This window comes from Faunimonas sp. B44 (assembly GCF_052655945.1).
The window spans coordinates 179,977-203,656 of record NZ_JBQYEX010000003.1; the positions used below are offsets into that span (position 1 = coordinate 179,977).

At 69.8% G+C, this 23,680-nt stretch carries 18 protein-coding genes; 15 read left to right on the forward strand and 3 right to left on the reverse strand.

All coding sequences use genetic code 11. The annotated features are described in order from the left end of the window. Positions 1–128: 128 nt before the first annotated feature. Positions 129–1,340 (forward strand): 3-oxoadipyl-CoA thiolase, encoded by a 1,212-nt coding sequence (gene pcaF, locus ACUN0C_RS07000; RefSeq protein ID WP_445465616.1) that lies wholly within the window; start codon positions 129–131, stop codon positions 1,338–1,340. Between the two features lie 67 nt (positions 1,341–1,407). Beyond that, positions 1,408–1,836 (forward strand): YqaA family protein, encoded by a 429-nt coding sequence (locus ACUN0C_RS07005; protein ID WP_445465617.1) that lies wholly within the window; start codon positions 1,408–1,410, stop codon positions 1,834–1,836. Between the two features lie 13 nt (positions 1,837–1,849). Here the strand turns inward: ACUN0C_RS07005 and ACUN0C_RS07010 are convergent, their stop codons facing one another. Further along, the gene (locus tag ACUN0C_RS07010; RefSeq protein ID WP_445465618.1) at positions 1,850–2,185 is read right to left on the reverse strand and encodes a DUF305 domain-containing protein; all 336 of its coding nucleotides are present in this window, start codon (positions 2,183–2,185) and stop codon (positions 1,850–1,852) included. 262 nt (positions 2,186–2,447) lie between these two features. On the opposite strand from ACUN0C_RS07010, the gene ACUN0C_RS07015 reads away from it, so the two are divergent. From ACUN0C_RS07015 to ACUN0C_RS07025, 3 genes are read left to right on the forward strand one after another with little or no spacing between them, the layout of a single operon-like run. After that, positions 2,448–8,258: a HAMP domain-containing protein gene (locus ACUN0C_RS07015; RefSeq protein WP_445465619.1), complete on the forward strand. Its 5,811-nt coding sequence runs from the start codon at positions 2,448–2,450 to the stop codon at positions 8,256–8,258. A gap of 9 nt (positions 8,259–8,267) precedes the next feature. After that, a complete protein-coding gene (locus tag ACUN0C_RS07020) occupies positions 8,268–10,346 on the forward strand; it encodes a response regulator (protein ID WP_445465620.1) in 2,079 nt (692 codons plus the stop codon). Then, positions 10,346–11,740, forward strand: coding sequence for a c-type cytochrome (locus ACUN0C_RS07025; RefSeq protein ID WP_445465621.1), 1,395 nt, complete (start codon positions 10,346–10,348; stop codon positions 11,738–11,740). The genes ACUN0C_RS07020 and ACUN0C_RS07025 overlap by 1 nt, the downstream gene beginning before the upstream one ends. On the opposite strand, the gene ACUN0C_RS07030 is transcribed toward ACUN0C_RS07025, so the two are convergent. After that, the gene (locus ACUN0C_RS07030) at positions 11,701–13,731 is read right to left on the reverse strand and encodes a 4Fe-4S binding protein (RefSeq protein WP_445465622.1); all 2,031 of its coding nucleotides are present in this window, start codon (positions 13,729–13,731) and stop codon (positions 11,701–11,703) included. The genes ACUN0C_RS07025 and ACUN0C_RS07030 overlap by 40 nt on opposite strands. A 94-nt stretch (positions 13,732–13,825) precedes the next feature. Here ACUN0C_RS07030 and ACUN0C_RS07035 point away from each other — a divergent pair, with 94 nt between their 5' ends. The 10 genes from ACUN0C_RS07035 (at position 13,826) to ACUN0C_RS07080 (ending at position 23,075) form a co-directional block, all read left to right on the forward strand. Further along, the gene (locus ACUN0C_RS07035) at positions 13,826–14,575 is read left to right on the forward strand and encodes a biotin/lipoate--protein ligase family protein (protein WP_445465623.1); all 750 of its coding nucleotides are present in this window, start codon (positions 13,826–13,828) and stop codon (positions 14,573–14,575) included. Next, entirely contained in the window at positions 14,566–15,108 is a 543-nt protein-coding gene (locus ACUN0C_RS07040; protein ID WP_445465624.1) for a DUF6505 family protein, read from the forward strand. The genes ACUN0C_RS07035 and ACUN0C_RS07040 overlap by 10 nt, the downstream gene beginning before the upstream one ends. Continuing rightward, entirely contained in the window at positions 15,105–16,115 is a 1,011-nt protein-coding gene (locus ACUN0C_RS07045) for a DUF6352 family protein (protein ID WP_445465625.1), read from the forward strand. The genes ACUN0C_RS07040 and ACUN0C_RS07045 overlap by 4 nt, the downstream gene beginning before the upstream one ends. Positions 16,116–16,118: 3 nt before the next feature. After that, positions 16,119–16,634 (forward strand): DUF3305 domain-containing protein, encoded by a 516-nt coding sequence (locus ACUN0C_RS07050; protein ID WP_445465626.1) that lies wholly within the window; start codon positions 16,119–16,121, stop codon positions 16,632–16,634. Beyond that, positions 16,631–17,326 carry a DUF3306 domain-containing protein gene (locus ACUN0C_RS07055; protein WP_445465627.1) on the forward strand — a complete coding sequence of 232 codons (696 nt, stop codon included), beginning with the start codon at positions 16,631–16,633 and terminating at the stop codon, positions 17,324–17,326. The genes ACUN0C_RS07050 and ACUN0C_RS07055 overlap by 4 nt, the downstream gene beginning before the upstream one ends. A 220-nt stretch (positions 17,327–17,546) precedes the next feature. Beyond that, the gene (locus ACUN0C_RS07060) at positions 17,547–18,146 is read left to right on the forward strand and encodes a TorD/DmsD family molecular chaperone (protein WP_445465628.1); all 600 of its coding nucleotides are present in this window, start codon (positions 17,547–17,549) and stop codon (positions 18,144–18,146) included. A 73-nt stretch (positions 18,147–18,219) separates the two neighbouring features. Further along, positions 18,220–18,435 (forward strand): twin-arginine translocation signal domain-containing protein, encoded by a 216-nt coding sequence (locus ACUN0C_RS07065; RefSeq protein WP_445465629.1) that lies wholly within the window; start codon positions 18,220–18,222, stop codon positions 18,433–18,435. A 7-nt stretch (positions 18,436–18,442) separates the two neighbouring features. Further along, positions 18,443–21,382, forward strand: coding sequence for a formate dehydrogenase subunit alpha (locus ACUN0C_RS07070; RefSeq protein ID WP_445465630.1), 2,940 nt, complete (start codon positions 18,443–18,445; stop codon positions 21,380–21,382). A gap of 13 nt (positions 21,383–21,395) precedes the next feature. Beyond that, entirely contained in the window at positions 21,396–21,992 is a 597-nt protein-coding gene (gene fdh3B / locus ACUN0C_RS07075; RefSeq protein WP_445465631.1) for a formate dehydrogenase FDH3 subunit beta, read from the forward strand. Between the two features lie 54 nt (positions 21,993–22,046). Further along, a complete protein-coding gene (locus ACUN0C_RS07080; protein WP_445465632.1) occupies positions 22,047–23,075 on the forward strand; it encodes a formate dehydrogenase subunit gamma in 1,029 nt (342 codons plus the stop codon). A 374-nt stretch (positions 23,076–23,449) separates the two neighbouring features. On the opposite strand, the gene ACUN0C_RS07085 is transcribed toward ACUN0C_RS07080, so the two are convergent. Further along, positions 23,450–23,668, reverse strand: coding sequence for a hypothetical protein (locus ACUN0C_RS07085; protein ID WP_445465633.1), 219 nt, complete (start codon positions 23,666–23,668; stop codon positions 23,450–23,452). Positions 23,669–23,680: the final 12 nt, after the last annotated feature.

The window sequence follows — 23,680 nt, forward strand, 5'->3', positions numbered from 1 at the left end:
GGACCTCCAGGCGTCCAGCGCCTATCTGGACGCGGAACGAGATGAGCCGCACCTCACGGCTTCCGGCGGCGGCCGGCGGATGCGGCCGCACGCCACCGGAGGTTCGCGGCCGGCTGGAGCATTCCCCGATGGCAGCGACCCGCGACGTCTTCATCTGCGACCCCGTGCGCACCCCGATCGGGCGCTACGGCGGGTCGCTCGCGAAGGTGCGCGCGGACGATCTCGCCGCCATCCCGATCCGGACGCTCGCGGAGCGGCACCCCGCCATCCGCGAAGCGATCGACGAGGTGTTCCTCGGCTGCGCCAACCAGGCCGGCGAGGACAACCGCAACGTCGCGCGCATGGCGGCGCTTCTCGCCGGCCTGCCGGAGACGATCCCCGGCAGCACCATCAACCGGCTCTGCGCGTCCGGCCTCGACGCGGTCGGGGCGGCCAGCCGCGCGATCAAGGCGGGCGACATCGCGCTGGCGATCGCCGGCGGCGTGGAATCCATGTCGCGCGCGCCGTTCGTCATGGGCAAGGCCGAGCAGGCCTTCCAGCGCAGCGCCGACATCCATGACACGACGATCGGCTGGCGTTTCGTGAATCCGCTCATGAAGCAGCAATACGGCGTCGATTCCATGCCGGAGACCGGCGAGAACGTCGCGCAGGAGTTCCAGGTGAGCCGGGCCGACCAGGACGCCTTCGCGCTGCGTTCGCAGCAGCGCGCCGGCCGGGCCCGGGCCGAGGGCCGGATCGACGCGCATGTCATCCCGATCGAGGTGCCCGGCGGCAAGGCGGGGCCGGTCAGGGTCGAGCGCGACGAGCATCCGCGCCCCGACACGACCCTCGAGACGTTGGCGAAGCTCCGGCCGATCGTCCGCCCGGACGGCACCGTGACCGCCGGCAACGCTTCGGGCGTGAACGACGGCGCAGCGGCGATGATCGTCGCCTCCGGCGACGCGGTGGAGCGCTACGGCCTCTCTCCCCTCGCCCGCGTCCTCGGCATGGCGTCGGCCGGCGTGCCGCCGCGGATCATGGGCATCGGGCCGGTGCCGGCCGTGCGCAAGCTCACGGAGCGGCTCGGCATGCAGGTTTCGGATTTCGACGTGATCGAGTTCAACGAGGCCTTCGCCTCGCAGGCGCTCGCCTGCCTCCGCCAGCTCGGGCTCCCCGACGACGCCGAGCACGTGAACCCCAATGGCGGGGCGATCGCGCTCGGGCATCCGCTCGGCATGTCGGGTGCGCGCATCGCGTCGGACGTGGTGCGCGAGGTGCATCGGCGCGGCGCGCGCTATGGGCTGGCGACGATGTGCGTTGGCGTCGGCCAGGGCGTCGCGATGGCGTTCGAGCGGGTGTGACGCGCACCGCCGCGACGCCTGCCGTTCCGGCCTCGGGAAGCGCCGGCCTCGTCCCGGAACGCCGTTCTTGAGCGAGGCTGCAGCCCTGGCGGGCCTGTTCGGCTCGGCTTTCCTGGCGGCGACGATCGTGCCGGCCCAGTCGGAGGCGGTGCTCGCGGCGCTGCTTCTCGCCGGTGCCGCCGACCCGGTCGTGCTGGTGGCGGTCGCCAGCGTCGGCAACGTGCTCGGCTCGGTGGTGAACTGGGTGCTCGGCCGATTTCTCGCCTCGTTCAGGGGCAGGCGCTGGTTCCCGGTGCGCGAACCGGCCCTCGCCCGAGCCGAGCGCTTCTATCGCCGCTGGGGCCTGTGGTCGCTGCTTCTCAGCTGGGTGCCGCTCATCGGCGATCCCATCACGGTCGTCGCGGGCGCGCTGCGAACGCCGCTCGCCGTCTTCGTCGCACTGGTCGGCGCGGCGAAGACGGCGCGCTACGCCGCCCTCGCGCTCGCGATCGGATGAGCAGGCCCGCGACCTACTTGTCGTTCTCTTCGATCCAGGCCTGAAGTTCCTTCGTCTCCTTCTCCTGCATCGCCTTCGTCTTCTGCGCCATCTCGCGCAGCTTCTCGTCTTCCGTGTACTTCAGCACGATGTCGACCATCGCGACGCCGCCCTGGTGGTGCTCGATCATCTTCTTCGCGAACTCGACATCGGCCTGATCGTCGCTCGCCTCCATCATCCTGGACTGCATGTCCTTCATCGCGGCTTCGTACTCGTCGCTCGCCGGGCTCTTCTCCTGCGCAAGAGCGGGCGCGGCCGCGAGGCCGAGCGCAAGGATCGAGGCAGCGAATATTCCGCACGAATTGTTCATCGGTTCACCTTTCGGGTCCCTGCCGGTGTCGCAGGCGGATCAACGGAGTGCGGGTGCACCCGTTCCTGAGGACGGTGCGCGCTCGTCCGGGCGGCGCGGCACGCGGCATGGACCCGAAGGCCGGCCTCCGGCCCTGCGAAAGCGAGTTGCAACAAGGCAGTACCGTCCGGCGGCCACGGTTGGTATGGATGCAGGCGTGCGGCTCCCGGCAGGTCACCGGGGCAGACGGGGCCGCAGCACGACGCCCGCGCTTGGAGGAAGCATGAACGTTCAGGTCGAATCCAGGGAGCCGGAGCTCAACAACAAGGCCATACTGGCCGCATTGCGGACATTGCGGCGCGGCGATTTCTCGGTGGAGCTGCCGAAGGACCTGACCGGGACGGACGGCGAGATCGCGGAGCTCTTCAACGAAGTGGTTGGCCTCAACCGCGCCATGGCGGGCGAGCTTTCCCGGCTGCGGCGCGCGGTCGGTCGCGACGGCCGGATCAGCGAGCGCGGGCGGCTGGACAATGCCCAGGGCGGCTGGCGCGAGAGCATGGAATGCGTGAACGCGCTGATCACCGACACGGTGCAGCAGACGGCGCAGATCTCGCGCGTCGTCGGCGCCGTCGCCAAGGGCGACCTGTCCCAGACGATGGCGCTCGACGTTGAGGGCCGGCCGCTGAAGGGCGAGTTCCTGCACATCGCCAAGACCATCAACACCATGGTGGACCGGCTTGGCCTGGTCTCATCCGAAGTGACCCGCGTGGCGCGCGAGGTCGGCACCGAAGGCAAGCTCGGCGGACAGGCCAAGGTGCGCGGCGTCGCCGGCACCTGGAAGGACCTGACCGACAACGTCAACGCGATGGCGACGAACCTCACCAACCAGGTGCGCAACATTGCCGACGTGACGACCGCGGTCGCCCGCGGCGACCTCTCCAAGAAGATCACCGTCGACGTGAAGGGCGAGATCCAGGAGCTCAAGGACACCATCAACACGATGGTGGACCAGCTCAATTCCTTCGCCTCGGAAGTCACCCGCGTCGCCGGCGAGGTCGGCACGGAAGGCAAGCTCGGCGGACAGGCCAAGGTCGAGGGCGTCGCCGGGACGTGGAAGGACCTCACCGACAACGTGAACATGATGGCGTCGAACCTGACGAGCCAGGTCCGCAACATCGCCGACGTCACCACGGCCGTTGCCCGCGGCGACCTCTCGCGCAAGATCACCGTCGACGTGAAGGGCGAGATCCTCGAGCTGAAGAACACCATCAACACGATGGTCGACCAGCTCTCCTCCTTCGCCTCGGAAGTGACGCGCGTCGCTCGCGAGGTCGGCACGGAGGGCAAGCTCGGCGGCGAGGCCAAGGTCGAGGGCGTCGCCGGCACCTGGAAGGACCTGACCGACAACGTGAACGCGATGGCGTCGAACCTGACGAGCCAGGTCCGCAACATCGCCGACGTCACCACGGCCGTTGCCCGCGGCGACCTCTCGCGCAAGATCACCGTCGACGTGAAGGGCGAGATCCTGGAGCTGAAGAACACCATCAACACGATGGTCGACCAGCTGTCCTCCTTCGCCTCGGAAGTGACGCGCGTGGCGCGCGAGGTGGGGACCGAAGGCAAGCTCGGCGGGCAGGCCAAAGTCGAGGGCGTCGCCGGCACCTGGAAGGACCTCACCGACAACGTGAACGCGATGGCGACGAACCTCACTGGACAGGTCCGTAACATCGCCGACGTGACGACCGCGGTCGCCCGCGGCGACCTCTCGCGCAAGATCACCGTCGACGTCCAGGGCGAGATCCTGGAGCTGAAGAACACCATAAACACGATGGTCGACCAGCTGTCCTCCTTCGCCTCGGAGGTGACGCGCGTCGCGCGCGAGGTCGGCACGGAGGGCAAGCTCGGCGGCCAGGCCCGGGTGGAGGGCGTCGCCGGGACGTGGAAGGACCTGACCGACAACGTGAACGCGATGGCGACCAACCTCACCGGCCAGGTCCGCAACATCGCCGACGTCACGACCGCGGTCGCCCGCGGCGACCTCTCGCGCAAGATCACCGTCGACGTGAAGGGCGAGATCCTGGAGCTGAAGAACACCATCAACACGATGGTGGACCAGCTCAACTCCTTCGCCTCAGAAGTGACGCGCGTTGCGCGCGAGGTCGGCACGGAGGGCAAGCTCGGCGGGCAGGCGCAGGTGGAAGGCGTCGCCGGGACCTGGAAGGACCTTACCGAGAACGTGAACGCGATGGCGACCAACCTCACCGGCCAGGTCCGCAACATCGCCGACGTCACGACCGCGGTCGCCCGCGGCGACCTTTCGCGCAAGATCACGGTCGACGTGAAGGGCGAGATCCTGGAGCTCAAGAACACCATCAACACGATGGTGGACCAGCTCAACTCCTTCGCCTCGGAGGTGACGCGCGTCGCGCGCGAGGTGGGCACCGAAGGCAAGCTCGGCGGCGAGGCCCAGGTGCGCGGCGTGGCCGGCACCTGGAAGGACCTGACCGACAACGTGAACGCGATGGCGACCAACCTCACGGGCCAGGTCCGCAACATCGCCGAGGTCACGACCGCGGTCGCGCGCGGCGACCTCTCCAAGAAGATCACCGTCGACGTGAAGGGCGAGATCCTCGAGCTGAAGAACACCATCAACACGATGGTGGACCAGCTCAACTCCTTCGCCTCGGAAGTGACGCGCGTCGCGCGCGAGGTGGGCACGGAGGGCAAGCTCGGCGGCCAGGCGCAGGTCGGCGGCGTCGGCGGCACCTGGAAGGACCTGACCGACAACGTGAACATGATGGCGACCAACCTGACCAACCAGGTGCGCGGCATCGCCGAGGTCGTAACCGCCGTCGCCAACGGCAACCTGAAGCGCAAGCTCACCGTCGACGCCAAGGGCGAGATCGCCGAGCTCGCCGAGACGATCAACGGCATGATCGAGACGCTCGCCATCTTCGCCGACCAGGTGACGGACGTCGCGCGCGAGGTGGGCGCGGAAGGAAAGCTCGGCGGCCAGGCGCGCGTGCCCGGCGCCGCGGGCCTGTGGCGCGACCTCACGGACAACGTCAACCAGCTCGCCGCCAACCTCACGACCCAAGTGCGCGCGATCGCGGAGGTCGCCACCGCAGTGGCGAAGGGCGACCTGACCCGGACCATCTCGGTGGAGGCGCTCGGCGAGGTGGCCGAGCTCAAGGACAACATCAACCGGATGATCGCCAACCTGCGCGAGACGACGCAGTACAACATGGAGCAGGACTGGCTGAAGACGAACCTCGCGCGCTTCACCCGCATGATGCAGGGCGAGCGCGACATGGTGACCGTCTGCAACCTCGTCCTCTCCGAGGTGGCGCCGCTGGTGGACGCCCAGCACGGGGTGCTCTACGTCGCCCGCGACGAGGTCGGCGAGGATCTCGAGCTGGAGCTCACCGCGAGCTACGCGATGAGCGAGCGCAAGCACCTGATGAGCACGGTGCATCTGCGCGAGGGGCTGGTCGGCCAGTGCGCCTTCGAGAAGAAGCGCATCCTGCTCACCAACGTGCCGCCCGACTACGTCCGGATCACGTCCGGGACGGGCAGCGCGGAGCCGCTCAACATCGTGGTGCTGCCGGTCCTCTTCGAGGGCAGCGTGCGCGCCGTCATCGAGCTCGCCTCGTTCAGCCGGTTCAGCGCGAGCCACATCTCCTTCCTCGACCAACTGGTGGAATCGATCGGCATCGTGCTCAACACGATCCGGGCGGGCATGCGCACGGAAGGGCTCCTCAAGCAGTCGCAGATCCTGACGAGCGAACTGCAGTCGCAGCAGGCGGAACTGAAGACGACGAACGACCGGCTGCAGCAGCAGGCGGCCGATCTGCGCGAATCCGAGGAGCTGCTGAAGGCACAGCAGGACGAGCTGCGCGGGAAGAACGAGGAGCTGCAGGAGAAGGCGGCGCAGCTCGAGAACGAGAAGCGGCAGGTCGAGGCCGTCAACCGCGAGGTCGAGACGGCGCGGGTCGCGCTCGAGGAGAAGGCCGAGCAGCTCGCCCTCACCTCGCGCTACAAGTCCGAGTTCCTCGCCAACATGTCGCACGAGCTCCGGACGCCGCTGAACAGCCTCCTGATCCTGTCCAAGCTGCTCTCGGACAACGCCCCGGGCAATCTCAGCCAGAAGCAGATCGAGCATGCCCGCACCATCCACGACGCCGGCACCGACCTGCTCCGCCTGATCAACGACATCCTCGACCTCTCCAAGATCGAGTCCGGGACCGTGGTCCTCGACGTGAGCGAGCTGCCCTTCAAGAGCCTCTGCGACCAGACCGAGCGCACCTTCCGGGAAACGGCGGCCGAGAAGGGCGTGGAGTTCCGGATCGAGCTCGGCCCGGAACTGCCCGACACGATCCACACGGATCCGATGCGGCTCCAGCAGGTCATCAACAACCTGCTCTCGAACGCCTTCAAGTTCACGGAAGCCGGCAGCGTGACGCTCGGCATCCACCTGGCCCAGAAGGGCTGGAGCAGCGCGGTCCCATCGCTGGCGGCGGCGCCCCAGGTGGTGGCGTTCGCGATCCGGGACACCGGGATCGGCATCTCGCCCGAGCACCAGCAGGTGGTCTTCGAGGCCTTCCAGCAGGCCGACGGCACGACCAGCCGGCGCTACGGCGGAACCGGGCTCGGCCTGTCGATCAGCCGCGAGCTGGCCGCGCTGCTCGGCGGCGAGATCCGGCTCGAGAGCCAGCCCGGCGAGGGCAGCACCTTCACGCTCTATCTCCCGATCGACCGGGACGCCTCGGCGCGGGCGGCCGAACCGATGCGCCGCCTGCCGCCGGAGCCGGTCGCGCCCGTGACGCGCCCCGCTGCATCGCGCCCGGCGCCCGCCCCCGCCCGCGCGGCGGAGCCGATCGAAAGCGCGCAGGTCCCGATCGCGCCGGGACGGGCGAAGCCGTTCGTCCTCGTCATCGAGGACGATCCGATCTTCGCCGGCATCCTGCTGGAAATCGCGCGGGAGAAGGGCTTCGACGGCATGTCGATCTCCGAGGGCCGCGCCGTGCTGACCGCGGTGGCGCGCCACCGCCCCGACGCGATCAGCCTCGACATCCAGCTTCCGGACATCGACGGCTGGGCGCTGCTCGACCTCCTGAAGCACCATCCGGCGACCCGGCACATCCCCGTCCACATCATCTCGGTGGTCGAGGACGAGGCGCGGCTGCGCTCGCATCTCGGCGCGGTTCACTACAGCGGCAAGCCCGTCAGCCGCGACGAGCTCCTCGACGTCTTCGGCGACCTGCGGACGCTGATCGCCCGGACGGAGCGGCGGCTCCTCGTCGTGCGGGCCTCGCCCGCCGAAGCCGGAGAGCTGGACATGCTCGACGCCGTGAACGGGCTGACGATCGTGGAGGCGAACGCGCGCAAGGCGGCCCGCCTCATCCGCGACGAGACGTTCGACTGCATCATGGTCACCGCGGGGAAGGGCTCGCCGAGCCTCGTCTCCTTCGTCGACCAGCTCGTGAAGGACCGGACCAACCGCAAGGTGCCGGTCGTCGTCCGGGTGCTGGAGGCGCTCGACCCCGAGCTGGAGAGCGCGCTTCGCAGCCGCGGCCCGGTCGTCATTTCCGGCCGCAACACGGCCGGCCTGACGCTTGACGAGCTGACGCGCGCGCTACATCTGCCGCTGGCCACGCTGCCGGAGGCGGTGCAGTTGCAGATCGAGGAGCTCAGGCGCCACGATCCGCGGCTCAAGGGCCGGAAGATCGCCATCATCGACGACGACATCCGGAACATATTCTCGCTGACCGCCATTCTGGAACAGCACTTCGTGGACGTGATCCATGCGGAGGACGGCCGCCAGGGCATCGAACTGGTCATGGCCAACCCGGACCTCGATGCCGTTCTCGTCGACATCATGATGCCGGAGATGGACGGCTACGAGGTCATGCGCACGCTTCGCGCCATCGACGAGGTGAAGGACATTCCGCTGATTGCCGTGACGGCCAAGGCCATGAAGGAGGATCGGGACCGCTGCTTCGAGGCCGGCGCGTCCGACTACCTCTCCAAGCCGGTCGACCTCGATGAGATGCTGTCGGTCCTGCGCACCTGGCTCCAGCGGAACACGGGTTGACGGATGGCGTTGGCGCGGCAGCAAGACGAGGGCAACGAGATCCCGGAGGCCCGGCCCGGCGAGGCGGGCGAGTTCGCCCGCATCCTGGCGGTCGACGACGACCCGGCCAACCTGATCGCAATCCAGGCGATCCTCGGCGAGCTCGAGCAGCCCATCGTGTGCGTGCGCTCCGGGGAGGAGGCGCTGCGCCGCCTCCTCAAGGAGGAGTTCGCCGTCATCCTCCTCGACGTGCTGATGCCGGGGCTGGACGGCTACGAGACGGCCGCGATCATCCGCGCCCGCGAGCGCACCAGGCACGTCCCGATCATCTTCCTCTCGGCCGTGAACAAGGAATCGGGCCATCTCGCGCGCGGCTACGCGGCGGGCGCGGTCGACTTCGTGTTCAAGCCCGTCGACCCGCTCATGCTGCGCTCGAAGGTCGCCGTCTTCATCGAGCTGCACAAGCGCGCCCAGGAGATCCGCCGCCAGGCCGAGCACGAGAAGCGGCTGCTTGCCGACAACCTCCTCGTCAGGACCGAGCAGATGCGGACGGAGGCGGCGCTGGAGCGGAGCCTCGCCCAGCAATCGGCGGTCATCGAGGCCCTTCCGCTCGCCCTCTACACGGCGCGCTCGGTCGACGAGTTCCGGTCCCGCAAGCTGGTCGGCGGGCGGCTCGAGGGGCTCGTCGGCCATGGCGGCGACGTCGACGGCGAGATCCGGAACTGGTTCGACTGGGTCCATCCCGACGACCGCCCGCGCATCCTCTCCGCCTTCGAGGAGGCGACTGAGACGAAGGTGTTCTCGGCGGAGTACCGCCTGAAATGCCGCGACGGCTCCTACCGCTGGTTCTCCGACCGCGCCACCTTCAGCAAGTCCGACCGGCGCGAGCAGTTCGGCATCCTGCTCGACATCACCGAGCGGCGGCGGCTCGAGGAACAGCTCGTCCACGCCCAGAAGATCGAGGCGATCGGGCAGATGACCGGCGGCATCGCCCATGACTTCAACAACATGCTGAGCGTCATCATCGGCAGCCTCGACCGCGCGCTCGCCATGCCCATCGAGGACGAGAGGCTCTCCTCGCGACTGAACCTCGCCATGCAGGCGGCGGTCAGCTGCGCGGACCTGACCAAGCGGCTCCTGAGCTTCGCCCGGCGCCAGGCGCTCGAGCCGAAGAGCATCAGGCTCTGCGACGAGCTGATCCGGCTCGAGAAGATCCTGGCGCGCCTTCTCGAGGATCGCATCCCGGTCGAGATGACCTGCAAGGATGACGTCTGGCCGGTCTATCTCGACGCCTCGCAACTCGAGGCCGCGATCGTCAACCTCGTCATCAACGCCCGGGACGCCATGGCCGAGGGCGGAGCGATCAGGATCACGGCCCTGAACCGTCCCGCCGACGATGCCGTGCTCGCGGGCCTCGACCTGCCGCAAGGGGAGTATGTCGAGCTCGCCGTCGCCGACAGCGGATCGGGCATGTCGGAGGAGGTGAAGGCACACGCCTTCGAGCCGTTCTTCACCACCAAGGAAGCCGGCCGGGGCACGGGCCTCGGCCTGAGTTCGATCTACGGCTTCATGCGCCAGTCCGGCGGCACGGTGACAATCGACAGCGAACTCGGTGTGGGGACCACCGTCCGGCTCTTCCTGCCACGTGCCCTCGACGAGCGGGGGAGTCGATCGCGCCGGCGGCGCAAGCTGCCGCAGCAGCGCAAGACGGGCGGCGAACCCGCCCGCATCCTCCTGGTGGAGGACGAGGAGAAGGTGCGCGCGCTCGCGGCCTCGATGCTCGAGGAGCTCGGCGTCGACGTCGTCAGCGCGGCGAACGGCGACGAGGCGGCGCGCCTCTTCGAGCAGGACGCCGGCATCTCCGCGCTCTTCACGGATTGCATGATGCCGGGCGCGCTCGACGGCCCGCGCCTCGCCGAATGGCTCCGGAGCCGGATCCCCGACCTTCCGGTGCTCTTCACTTCCGGATTCCTCGGCATGAACTCGATCGAGATGAACTGGCGCGGCATCGCCTTCCTGCGGAAGCCCTATTCCGCGGCCGAACTCGCCGACGCGCTCGCGGCGCTGGGCATCCCCGTGAACGCGCCGGCCGCTGCCGGAAGCGCCTGATGGCGGGCGGGACCCGGTTGCATCGCCGCTGTCGCGGGGCGGTCGCAGGTTCCGCCTGTGCCGCCGCGCTCCTCCTGCAGGGCGTCGCGCCCGGCCACGGGGCGGAACTCCGCGGCCACGGCGGCCCGGTGCGCAGCCTCGCGGTCGATTCCGAAGGCGGCCGGGTCATCAGCGGGAGCTTCGACACGGCGATCATCGTCTGGTCGGCCACCGTCGGGGCGGCCGAGCGGGTGCTCCGCTTCCACGACGGGCAGGTGAACGCGCTCGCCGTGCTGCCCGGCGGCGGCGTCGCGAGCGCGGGGGAAGAGGGCCGCATCGCGCTCTGGCAGCCCGGCGCCACCACGCCCGAGCGCGTCCTCGAGGGCCACACGGCGCCGATCGCGGGCCTCGCCGTCTCTCCCGACGGGAAAAGCCTAGCATCGGCGGCCTGGGACGGCACGGTCCGGGTCTGGCCGCTCCGGGGCGGCGAGCCGCGCATCCTGGAGGGCCATTCGGGGAACGTGAACGCCGTCGCCTTCCTGGCCGACGGCACGCTCGTCAGCGGCGGCTACGACCTGACCGTCCGGTTCTGGCGGCCCGACGACTGGTCATCCTCCGTCGCGACTTTGCCGAGCCCGGTCAACACGCTCGTCGCGGTCGGGCCCGACCGCCTCGCAGCGGGTTCGGCCGACGGCCGCGTCCGCCTGCTCGACCGCACCGGTGTGATACTGGCGGAGGCGGAGATCTCGGCCACGCCGGTGATCGCGCTCGCCGCATCGCCCGACGCGAAAAGGCTCGCGGCAGGCGGGCTGCGCGGCGCGATCGCGGTGCTGGATTCCGACCGGCTGGAACGGGAGCGGGACCTCGTCGGGCCGGGCCTGCCGGTCTGGTCGGCGGCGTTCGCGCCCGACGGGAAGACGCTCTTCACCGGCGGCTCGGATCGCGTGGTCCGGCAATGGAACGTCGAGACGGGAGCGCATCTCGGCGGGCTGGTGGGCGGCGGCCCGCCGGATCCGCTCGCCGCCTTCGAGGGAGACCGCGGTGCGCAGGTGTTCCGCGCCTGCGTCGCCTGCCACACGCTCGATCCTTCCGAGGGTGCCCGCGCAGGGCCGACGCTCCACGGCGTGTTCGGCCGCAGGATCGCGACGCTGCCGGACTACCACTATTCCGAAGCACTGAAGCAGATGGACATCGTCTGGACGCCCGAAACCGTCGCCAGGCTCTTCGAGGTCGGACCGATGGCCTATACCCCCGGCACGAAGATGCCCGAGCAGGTGATCCGCGACCCGGAGGATCGTGCCGCGCTCGTGTCGTTCCTGGCGCGGGCGACCGGGCCAACGGCTCCCGGGGCGAAGAGGGCCGGCCCGGAGGAGGGTCAGGCCGAGCCGTCGGTCGGCGTACCCGCGCGGAGATAATCCTCCGTCGTGCGCGGCGCGCGCGGCGAGGCATAGGGGTCGAAGCTCTCCTCGGTCATCGCCTGGACGCGGCACGTGTCGCACATGCGGATCACGTCGAGCCGTCGCGCATTCACTCCCGCATACATCCAGTGGCTGTCCTGGAGCTTCGCCACGATGCGCTCGATCGTGCTCCTGGTGCCGAACGCCGCCCCACAGGCGATACAGCAGAACGGCTCCTCCTCCTTGACGAGCCGTTTCGGCGCGTTCCAGGCGGCGAAGTCGAGCCGCGGCTCGAGCGCAATCACATGTTCGGGGCAGGTGGCGGCGCAAAGGCCGCATTGAACGCAGGCGCTCTCGTTGAAGTAGAGGGCCGGCCGATCGGGATCGTCGGAGAGCGCCCCGGTCGGGCACGCCGCCACGCAGGAATGACAGAGGGTGCATCCCTCCGCATTGATCGCCAGCCCGCCGAAGGGCGCGCTCGCCGGGAGAGCGACGACATCGACTGGCGCAGGCGCCACGCGGTGCAACTCGCGAAACGTGGTGGCGAGAACCGTGCGCTTGCCGCCGGCCGGCATGAAGGTGGCGATCTCGCGCTCCACGGCCCGGCGAGGCAGTCCGGCCAGCGCCTCGGCGAGCCGGTCGGGATCGTCCGTCTCGACGAGGCCGGCCGAGCCGAACCCGTAGCCGAGCGCCGCGGCGAGATGGTCGGCCATTGCGATGGTGCGCAGCAGGCCGCCGACGTCGTGCCGCGGCTTCGCCCGGGACAGCGCCCGCACCGCGACCGCGCCCCAGGCGAGCGGCGCCGCGAAGGCCTCGAGCCCGATCTGGGTCACGGCATTCACCTCGACCGGGATGACGTTCGCCGGCAGGCCCGCCCCGAACCGCGCGAGCGCGTCGACAAGCGGGCCGCCGTGCTCGCCGTCGTGGAAGAGCAGGACCGCGTCGCGCCCGCCCGCACGCTGGTAGGCCTGCAGTCCGACCCGGACGCGGCGGAGCAGCCCGTCGACGGCAGGCAGCGTGTAGGACGCCGCACCCGTCGGGCACGCCGCCGCGCAGCTTCCGCACCCGGCGCAGATCAGCGGATCGATGGCGACGTGATCGCCGGCCGGCGTGATCGCACCGGTCGGGCAGAGCTCCAGGCAGCGCGAGCAGCCGACGATCCGGGAACGGGAATGCGCACAGAGGTCGGCATGGAAATCGACGTAGCGCGGCTTGTCGAACTCGCCGACCATCTCGCCGGCCCGCGCGATCGCCTCGGCGACGCCCGCCCGGTCGCGGGGATCGGCACGGAAATAGCCGTCGAGCAGATCGTCGGCGGCGAAGAGCGGCGTACCGCCGCTCAGGTCCAGCACCAGTTCGCAATGCGAGGTTGCGCCGTCGCGCGCCGGGCCGAACACGAGCCGGTCGCGGGACGACGGCAGGGGCGCGGCGAGATCGTCGACGGTGAGCGCGAAGTCCCCGACCCGGCCGGTTGCACCGGTGACCGTGCCCCGCATGATCGGGAAGTCCCAGACCCGCGGCGGGGCGACGTCCTGCGGCCGCGTGAGCAGGATCGTTACGTTCAGCCGCTCGGAGAGCGCGCGTCCCGCCTCGATCGCGACCTCGTCGCGCCCGTAGACGAGAATCACGCCTTCGCTCGCAACGCTCACGATCGGCGTGTCGCCGGCGGGCTCGGCGGCCATGGCGAGGAGCGCCGCGACCTTCGGGCCGGCTGCCGCCGCCTCCGCCGACCAGCCGGCGGTCTCCCGGATGTTGACGAAATCGACCCGGCCCGAGAACCCCGCCTCCTCGGCGAGGTCGCCGAAGAGCGGCGCCTGCTGGGTGCACGCGATCGTCACGGTTCCGCTTCCGCCAAGGACGCTCCGTGCCCGGTCGAGCTCGCGGCCGCACAGCTGCTCGGCACGCTCCACGCCGGCGCCCGGGCAGCCGCGTTCCGCGTCCGCGCCGAAATCCGGCATGGTCTTCTCGCACGAGCAGACCAGGATCGTGCGGCGCTCCTGCGATTTCATCGCCCCTCCAAGGCCTTGCCCACGCGACTGTGGCGTCGGCCACTTTAGAAGGATTATAACGAGATGGCACCGCGGCACCAGCGCACGGGAAATCATGGCCATAGCCGTCTCGTCCAAAGGCCGGACGATCGATCTTCCACCGCTCTACCGGCTCGTGACGCTGCGCGAGTCGGGGGACGCGCTCGCCCATGCCCGGTCGATCGCGGCCGAGGCGGGCGCGGCGACCCTCGTCTGGGTCGGCCGGTTCGACATCGTCGAGTTCGCCCTCGTGCTCGAGCCGGAGGAGCCGCTGGCGACGGCGCGGCGGGCGCTCTATGCCGGCATGAATGCGCTTGCCGACGCGCTCGCGGCCCAATCCCCGCCGGAGCGGCCGATCCAGTTCGAATGGCCCGACGCCATCCGGGTGGACGGCGTGCTCGTCGGCGGCGTCCGCCTCGCCTGGCCGGACGGGACGCCGGAGGATTCGGTGCCGGACTGGCTGGTGTTCGCCGGCATGCTGCGCACGGCGGTGATGCGCGCCGGCGAGCCGGGCCTCCGGCCGCTCCTCGGCGCGCTCGACGAGCTCGGCTTCGAGGGTATCGACGGCGCGGCGCTGCTCGGCAGCTTCGCGCGCCACATGATGCTGCAGTTCGACCTCTGGAACGAGAGCGGGTTCGACGCGGTGGCGCGCCGCTGGCTGCAGCGGCTGCCCGCCGGGGCCGGCGCCCTCGCCACGATCGAGGAGAACGGCGACCTCTTCGTTCCGCGCGGCATCGGCCCGCAGGCGGGCGAGCGCCGCAGCCTGCGGGCGGAGCTCGGCACGCCGTCCTGGCGCGATCCGGAGACGGGGCTGCCATGGCTCTGAAGCTGCCGCGAACGATCCGCCTCGACGCCTCCGACACCTTCGTCTATGCGCGTGCCGCCGAGCCCGGCGAATGGGCGGTGACCGGGACGTTCCGCTTCTTCGGGGTGGATGCCGGCACGCTCGCCGGCAAGGCGCTGCAGGCCTTCCGCGGCGGCTTCACCGGGATCGAGAGCTTCGGCTGGTCGACCCTCGTGGTGGTGAGCGAGGCGAACGAGGCGGAGCGTGACGCCGCGGTCGAGCGCCTCGCCGGGCAACTGGTCGCCCATTGCGGCGCGCCGTCCCACGCGGTCGCGCGCGGCGCGGCGGCCGAGGAGATCGCCTTCGCCGCATCGCTCTGCGACCACCCCGTCGGCACGCTCGTCGCCCTGCACCGGACGGTTTCCGGCGACGAGGTGCGGGAGTCGTTCCGCACGCTCCGCCGAAGGGAGGACCAGCTGCAGCCGCGCGGCGTGTTCCGCATCGTCGAGGACGACGAGGAGGCGCCGGAGGAAGCGGTCGACCTGCTCGCCATGCTGAAGGGCGGCCGCCGATGAGCGACTTCTGGATCGCCGCGGGCCACCACCTGCTCGACCGCGACGAGGCCGGCCGGCTCGTCGCGACCGACGCCTTCATCAAGGCCTATCTCGCCCGTCCCGAGCTGGTCCCCCCGGACGATTCCTGCGAGGCGGAGCGGCGGCTCCACCACGAGCTGCTCTTCCATCACCCGCGCCGCCCCGTCGCCCCGGCCGAGATCGCCGCGATCCGCGACGCCGACGCGCGCGAGAACTGGGAGCTGATGATCGCCTTCCGCGACCGGCTCATCGCGGCGCCGTCGCTCGAGGCGGCCTACGTCGCGCTCGCCCGCGGCGACATGGGCCGGACCCCGCCGATCTTCCTGAACCAGCTCGCGCAGGTGGTGCTCCGCAACGCGCTCGACGGGATCGGCGACCCGTTCGTGCTGCGCGCGGCCGAGCTCCTCTACCGGGCGCAGCGCGTCACCTTCAACGAGGGCTCGGTGCTGCTCGCCGATGCGGAGACGATCGAGAGCCACGAGAAGGACCGGCATGCCTCGCCGCTCCTCGCCATGCTGGGCGGGCCGGCCGTGGCCGAGCTCGCGGTGCTCACGGAGGCGGACGCCGACCGCTACTTCGAGCGCAGCGACGCCTTCGAGTTCGTGCTGAACCTCGGCGAGGGCCGGGTGCGGGAGGGGCTCGCGACCGCGATCGCGACCTGGGTCCGGCATCTCCTCGGAGCCGAGGTCGAGGTCGAGCCAGTCGCGCGACTGGAGGACCCTGACTTCACCTGGTTCGTCGGGCTCGACGCCGAGGCGACGCGGATCGGCAACCTGCTCTGGCGCGGCGGCGAGATCGACGCGGAGACGCTTTCGCGCGTGCTCGCGCTGTTCCGCCTGACCTTCGCCGATCCGCGCGAGGCGCGCGACGAGGTCGGAAGCCGGCCGGTCTGGCTGATCCTCGCCATGACCCCCGACCGCATCGTCCGCATGAAGCCGCAGAACCTCGTCGCGGGCCTGCCGCTTCGGACGTCAGAGATGGCGAGCTGACGGATGGCGGGCGAGGCATTCGAAGTCGGGATCGTGGTGGAGCGGCGGCGGCTGAAGAGCCCCTGGGCCGAGTTCGCCTGGGTGCCCGTCGCCGCCTTGCCCGCGCCGGCGGCGGCCGCGCCGTGGAGCGTGCTCGCCGAGGACCCGGACCGCACGACCTTCTACGCGGGGGCGGCCGAGGTGGCGCTGCACCGGACCGAGACGGGCAATTACCGCGACAACCTCGCCACCGGCGCGCCGACGCTCTGGGTGTCGCTGCGCGAGTCCGAGCACGAGCCGGGCGTGGCGCTCGCCATCGTGACGCCCGACCCGGCCGAGGGCGAGGGCCTGACGGAGACGGGCGCGGCGATCGTGGAAGCGGTGCCGATGCCGCCCGCAGTGCGCGAACGGGTCGCCGCCTTCGTCGCCGCGCACCACGTCGAGCGGCCGTTCGTGAAGCGCAAGCGCGACCGCGCCAATCCGGAAGCGCTCGCGCTGCGGCCGAAGCCGGAGAAGCTGCCGCATGAGGACGAGCCATGAGCGAACGCGAACAGAGCTTCCTCGCCCGCTGGTCGCGCCGGAAGCTCGAGGCCGGAACGGATCCTGCCGAGGCGGAGATCGCGCCGGCGGCGCCCGAGGAGGCCGTCGGGGCCGAGGCCGCGCAGGAAGCGGCCCCGGCGGAGGAGCCCATCCCCGAGGCGGACCTGCCGCGCATCGAGGAGGTGACGGCCGAGAGCGACCTTTCCGCCTTCCTGCGCAAGGGCGTGCCGCAGGCCCTGCGGGCGGCGGCGCTCCGCAAGGCGTGGGCGCTCGATCCCACGATCCGCAGCTATGTCGGGCCGGCGGAGAATGCGTGGGATTTCAACGATCCCGCATCGATTCCGGGCTTCGGGCCCGCCGCCGGCGGGGCCGGTCCGAATCCGGTCCGGTTCTCGTTGAGGGAGGAGGGGCAACCCGGCGAGCACCCCGAAGCAGCGAAGGCGCCCGAGCCGAGAACACCGGCTCCGTCCGACGCGCCGGATGAGGCGGCGCAGGCCACGGAGAACGACGCGATCGCGGAGGACGCGGCGAGCGCGGCGGCACCCGCCGCGCAACCCGGTGGGGAAACGGCGCCGCCGGAAACGCTCGATGCCGGTTCGGCGATGTCCCCGGAGGACGAGGCGGAAGGGGCTCCGGGCCGCGGCCCGGAGCGCGGGCGGAGCGGGCGCCACGGCGGCGCGCTGCCGGCCTGAACGGCGCCCACAACGCCCGGGTGATTCACATAAATCTATTGCAGTCGCGCAACCGCAGCGTACTATGACAAACGCCCGCACCGACGTGCAGACCAAGAAGGGCGGGGAGGAAACGGTCGGAATGGTCAACGGCGTGGCCGAGCGCGCTTTCGGGGATGCGGAAAGAGTTGATTCGGGCCGGACGAGACGGCCGGACGCAGTCGCGCCTGTGGGTGATCGCATGACAGCGTTCCAGTCCCGCCCCGAGGTCGACGAGACCGACCTCGCGCGCTCCCACCTCTACGCTCTGCTCGCCGGCCTTCTCCTGCGCGCGCCCGACGCCGCCATGCTGGCGCAGCTTTCCGCCGTGCAGGGCACGGCGACCCCGATCGGCCTTGCCCAGATCGCGCTCGCCGAGGCGGCGGCCTCGACCTCGGTGGCGGACGCCCAGCAGGAATATTTCGACCTCTTCATCGGCGTCGGCCGCGGCGAGCTGCTGCCCTACGCCTCGTATTACCTGACCGGCTTCCTGAACGAGCGCCCGCTCGCACGCCTGCGCGGCGACCTCCGGCGGCTGGGGCTCGAGCGCGCCGAGGGCCATCGCGAGCCGGAGGACCATCTCGGCACGCTCTGCGAGATCATGAGCGGCTTCGCCTGCGGCGCGTTCGAGGCGAGCCCGGACGACGAGCGGCGGTTCTTCCTGGATCACATCGCGCCGTGGGCGCCGCGCTTCTTCGCGGACCTCGAGATGGCGAAACGGGCGAAGCTCTACGCGCCGGTCGGCCGCATCGGCGGCCTGTTCATGGACATCGAATCGGAGGCCTTCGCGCTCGATGCGTGATCGCCATGCACTAGGGGGGCGGCGAGCCGCCCGTGCCGGTGGATGGACCGGCGGCGAAAAAGGAGGACGGACGATGCAGGACAAGCAGCAGAAGGGGATCGGTCGCCGCGACTTCCTGCGGGCCGTCGGCGGCGCCTCCACGGCCGCCGTGGCCGCCGTCGCGGTCGCACTGCCTGACGATGCGCAGGCCTACAATCCGGGCGGGGAGGAGACGCGGGCGCGGTACCAGGAAACCGACCACGTCAAGGCCTTCTACCGCGTCAACGGCTACGAAACGCTGAAGAAGTGAGGGCGCCATGCTGACCAAGCGCAAGAGCGGCCAGGCCGCCCGCAGAAATCTCCAGGCGATCGCGGCCGCCGCCTCGCAGGCGATCGACCGCCGCACCTTCCTGCGCCGGTCGGGGCTCACCGTCGGCGGCCTCGCCGCGGCCGGCAGCTTCCAGCTCGGCACGATCCGCAAGGCCGAGGCGGTCGCCGCCCCGCAGCCGGGCGTCGAAGTCACCATCAAGAAGAACATCTGCACGCATTGCTCGGTCGGCTGCACCGTCCTCGCCGAAGTGCAGAACGGCGTCTGGACCGGCCAGGAGCCCGCCTGGCAGAGCCCGATCAACCGCGGCTCGCACTGCGCGAAGGGCGCGGCGATCCGCGAAATCGTGCATGGCGAGCGCCGGCTGAAATACCCGCTGAAGCTCACCGGCGGGAAATGGCAGCGCATTTCCTGGGACCAGGCGATCGACGAGATCGGCGACAAGATGCTCGAGATCCGCGAGCAGTCCGGCGCCGACGCGGTCTACTGGCTGGGCTCCGCCAAGTTCACGAACGAGGGCGCTTACCTGATGCGCAAGTTCGGCGCCTTCTGGGGCACGAACTCGATCGACCACCAGGCCCGCATCTGCCACTCCACGACGGTCGCCGGCGTGGCGAACACGTGGGGCTACGGCGCGCAGACGAACTCCTACAACGACATCCGCAACACGAAGACGATGATCTTCATCGGCTCCAACGCCGCCGAAGCCCATCCGATCGCGATGCAGCACATCCTGTCGGGCAAGGAGCTCAACCGCGCCAACGTCGTCGTGATGGATCCGCGCTTCACGCGCACCGCCGCGCACGCGACGGAATACGTGCGGTTCCGGTCCGGCACCGACATCCCGCTCGTCTGGGGCCTGCTCTGGCACGTCTTCGAGAACGGCTGGGAAGACAAGGACTTCATCGCCAAGCGCGTCTACGGCATGGACGAGGTGCGCAAGGAAGTCGCGAAGTGGAACCCCGAGGAGGTCCAGCGCGTGACCGGCGTGCCGGGCGACCAGCTCCGGCGCGTCGCCGAGATGTTCGCGACGCAGAAGCCCGCGACCATCATCTGGTGCATGGGCGCGACCCAGCACACGATCGGCACGGCCAATGTCCGCGCCTTCTGCATCGCGTGCCTGGCCACCGGCAACATCGGCTCGCCCGGCACCGGCGCGAACATCTTCCGCGGCCACACCAACGTGCAGGGCGCGACCGATCTCGGCCTCGATATCAGCACCCTGCCCCTCTATTACGGCCTCACGGAAGCGGCGTGGAAGCACTGGGCCCGTGTCTGGGAAGTCGAGTACGACTGGCTGCAGGGCCAGTTCGACGAAGTGCCCGAGAAGGGCGGCCGCAAGGCGCGCACCCGCAAGGAGAACATGGAGACGCCGGGGATCACCTCGACAAGGTGGTTCGACGCGGTGACGACCCCCGAGGAGGAGGTCGACCAGCGCTCCAACGTCCGCGGCATGATCGTCATGGGCCACGGCGGCAACACGGTCACGCGCATCCCCGAGATGATCAAGGGGATGGACAAGCTCGACCTGCTCGTCGTCGCCGACCCGCACCCGACCACCTTCGCCGCGATCGGCAACCGCCAGGAAGGCACGTATCTCCTGCCGATCGCCACATCGCTGGAGACGGAAGGGTCGCGCACGGCCTCCAACCGCTCCATCCAGTGGGGCGAGAAGATCGTGGAGCCGGCCTTCGAATCGAAGGACGACTACGAGACGATGTACCTGCTCGCCAGGAAGCTCGGCCTGGCGGAGAGCATGTTCAAGAACATCAGGGTCACGGACAACAAGCCCGACCCCGAGGACATCCTCCGCGAGATCAACCGCGGCGGCTGGTCGACCGGCTATTGCGGGCAGTCGCCGGAGCGCCTCAAGGCGCACATGCGCAACCAGGACAAGTTCGACCTCGTCACGCTCCGGGCGCCGAAGGACGTGCCGGAGGTCGGCGGCGACTATTACGGCCTGCCCTGGCCGTGCTGGGGCAAGCCGGAGCTCCGGCACCCCGGGACGCCGATCCTCTACAACACCAACCTCCACGTGATGGAGGGGGGCGGCACGTTCCGCGCCCGCTTCGGCATCGAGCGGAACGGGCAGACGCTGCTCGCCGAGGATTCCTTCTCGCAGGGCTCCGAGCTCACCGACGGCTATCCCGAGTTCACCATGGCGATGCTGAAGAAGCTCGGCTGGGACAGGGACCTCACGGCGGACGAGCTCGCGGTCATCGAGCGAATCGGCGGCGACAAGATCGACACCGTGAGCTGGTCGATCGACCTCTCCGGCGGCATCCAGCGCGTCTGCATGGCGCATGGGGTCATGCACTACGGCAACGGCAAGGCGCGCGCCGTGGCGTGGAACCTGCCCGATCCCGTGCCTGTCCACCGCGAGCCGATCTACACGCCGCGCAGCGACCTCGTCGCGCAGTATCCGACGCGGCCCGACGAGCGGCAGTTCCGGTTGCTCAACGCCGGCTTCACGGTCCAGCAGAGCGCGGTCGACAAGGACATTGCCCGGCAGTTCCCGATCATCCTCTCCTCCGGCCGGCTGGTCGAGTACGAAGGCGGCGGCGAGGAGACCCGGTCGAACCGCTGGCTCGCCGAGCTGCAGCAGGACATGTTCGTCGAGATCAACCCGGGCGACGCCGGCGATCGCGGCATCAAGGACGGCCAGTTTGTGTGGGTGCTCGGCGCCGAGAACGGCGCCCGGACCCGCGTCAAGGCGCTGGTGACGGAGCGGGTCGGCAGAGGCGTCGCCTGGATGCCGTTCCACTTCTCCGGCTGGTACCAGGGCGAGGACATGCGACACCGCTACCCGGAAGGGACGGATCCCGTCGTGCTCGGCGAAAGCGTGAACACGATCACGACCTACGGCTTCGACCCGGTCACGGGCATGCAGGAGCCGAAGGCCACTCTGTGCCAGATCCAGGCTGCGTAAGGGGGACGACGAAATGGCTCGGATGAAATTCCTCTGCGACGCGGACCGCTGCATCGAGTGCAACGCCTGCGTCACCGCCTGCAAGAACGAGCATGACGTCCCCTGGGGCATCAACCGCCGGCGCGTCGTCACCATCAATGACGGCAAGCCCGGCGAGCGCTCGGTCTCCATGGCCTGCATGCACTGCACCGACGCGCCCTGCGCGGCGGTGTGCCCGGTCGACTGTTTCTACACCACGGCGGACGCCGTGGTGCTGCATTCGAAGGACCTCTGCATCGGCTGCGGCTATTGCTTCTACGCCTGCCCGTTCGGCGCCCCGCAATATCCGCGGGTCGGCAATTTCGGCTCGCGCGGCAAGATGGACAAGTGCACCTTCTGCGCCGCCGGCCCGGAGCCCGACAACACGGCGGCGGAATACGCCAAATACGGGTCGAACCGCCTGGCCGAGGGCAAGCTCCCGCTCTGCGCCGAGATGTGCTCGACCAAGTCGCTGCTCGCCGGCGACGGCGAGATCATCGCCTCGATCTACAAGGAGCGGGTGACGCAGCGCGGCTACGGCTCCGGCGCCTGGGGCTGGCAGACGGCCTATCGCGAAGGGATCACGGTCTAGACGACGGATCGGGAAAGACGCTCCGGAAAGGAGCGCCGAGACAAGGAGTGAGGGATGCCTTTGTCGAAGCTTTCCGGCCCGATCGGGCCGATGATCGTCGCGTTGGTTCTGGCCATCGGGCTCTATGCGGCGCCCGTTTCCGCGCAGAACCAGTCGGGGATGGGACAGAGCGGGACCGGGAGCAACCCGACCGCGCAATCCGTCCATGAGCAGCAGCTCCTGCAGGAGCTCAACAAGATCCAGGGCCGGGTCAGCATCCCGAACACGGCCGCCGGGCTGCTCGAGCAGCCGCAAGGGCGCGACTATCGCGATTTCCGCGAGGGCTGGCTGGTCTGGATCGGCGCGATCGCCATTCTCGGCATGCTGCTCGCCCTGGCGGTCTTCTATTTCACCAAGGGCCGGATGCGGATGACGGAGGGCTATTCCGGCGTGAAGATCCTCCGCTTCAACTGGTTCGAGCGGTTCAATCACTGGATGACGGCGACGGCCTTCATCGTCCTCGCCATCACCGGCCTCAACTACGTGTTCGGCAAGCGCCTGCTCATGCCGCTGATGAGCCCCGACGCCTTCGCCACCTGGAGCTATTGGGCGAAGTACGCCCACAATTTCGTCTCCTGGGCGTTCATGGTCGGCGTGTTCTTCATGCTCGTCATCTGGATCAAGGACAATCTGCCGGACCGCTACGACTGGCGCTGGATCCGGGAAGCCGGCGGGTTCCTGCGCAACACCCATCCGCCGGCGGGCCGCTTCAACGCCGGCCAGAAACTGATCTTCTGGTCGGTCATCATCGGCGGCATCGCGCTGTCGGTGACCGGCGTGATCATGCTGTTCCCGTTCTCCTTCACCGACATCAACGGCATGCAGTTGGCGCAGTACGTTCACGCCGTGGTCGGCATGGTCATGATCGCGGTGATCCTCGCCCACATCTATATCGGCTCGCTCGGCATGGAGGGCGCCTACGACGCGATGGGCAGCGGCGAGGTCGACCTGAACTGGGCGCGCGCCCATCACAGCGCCTGGGTCGAGGCGCAGGAGGCGCGTGTGACCGGCCGCCCCGCCACCACGATGGCGCCGGCGGAATAGCACGGCCCGGAGCCGCAAGGCTCCGTCCGACACGGATCGACGGAGCCGCCGGAACGCCCGTTCCGGCGGTTCTTCTTTTTCGAACGGCCGGCTCGACCGCAAACCGCCCACGCCCGGCGGACCCGCGGCGCCCTGCAATGCCCCGGGACGCAAGCGCATCTTCCAGGAGACGGGCAGGACGCTGCGCGACGGCGATTTGCGGGCAGCAAGAAGACCCCGTCCCGCCCCACTGGGGCGGGACGGGGCGACACCATTCCTGAGAAGCTTGCTGCCTCGGCAGATGGCCCGGCAGACGGGACGCCGTCTGGCGCCGATGCTAGACCGGGCGCAATCGCGGGGGACGGCCGGACCTTACGCCCGACCCGCCGTGCGCGTCAGCCGTTGCTTCCGGTCGTGCCGGCATCGGCCTCCAGGCCTGTCGGCTCGCCGCGCCAGTTCCTGCCGACGAGATTGTAGCCGGGATTGCCGACGCGCGTGCTCTCGGTGCTGCTGTAGACCTCCCAGGCGGGCTTCCATTCCTGCCCCTGCAGGAAGAAGCCGGCACCGATCGCGATGACGACCGCCGCCAGAATGCCGGTCACGATTACCCCCATTTTCTGATCTCC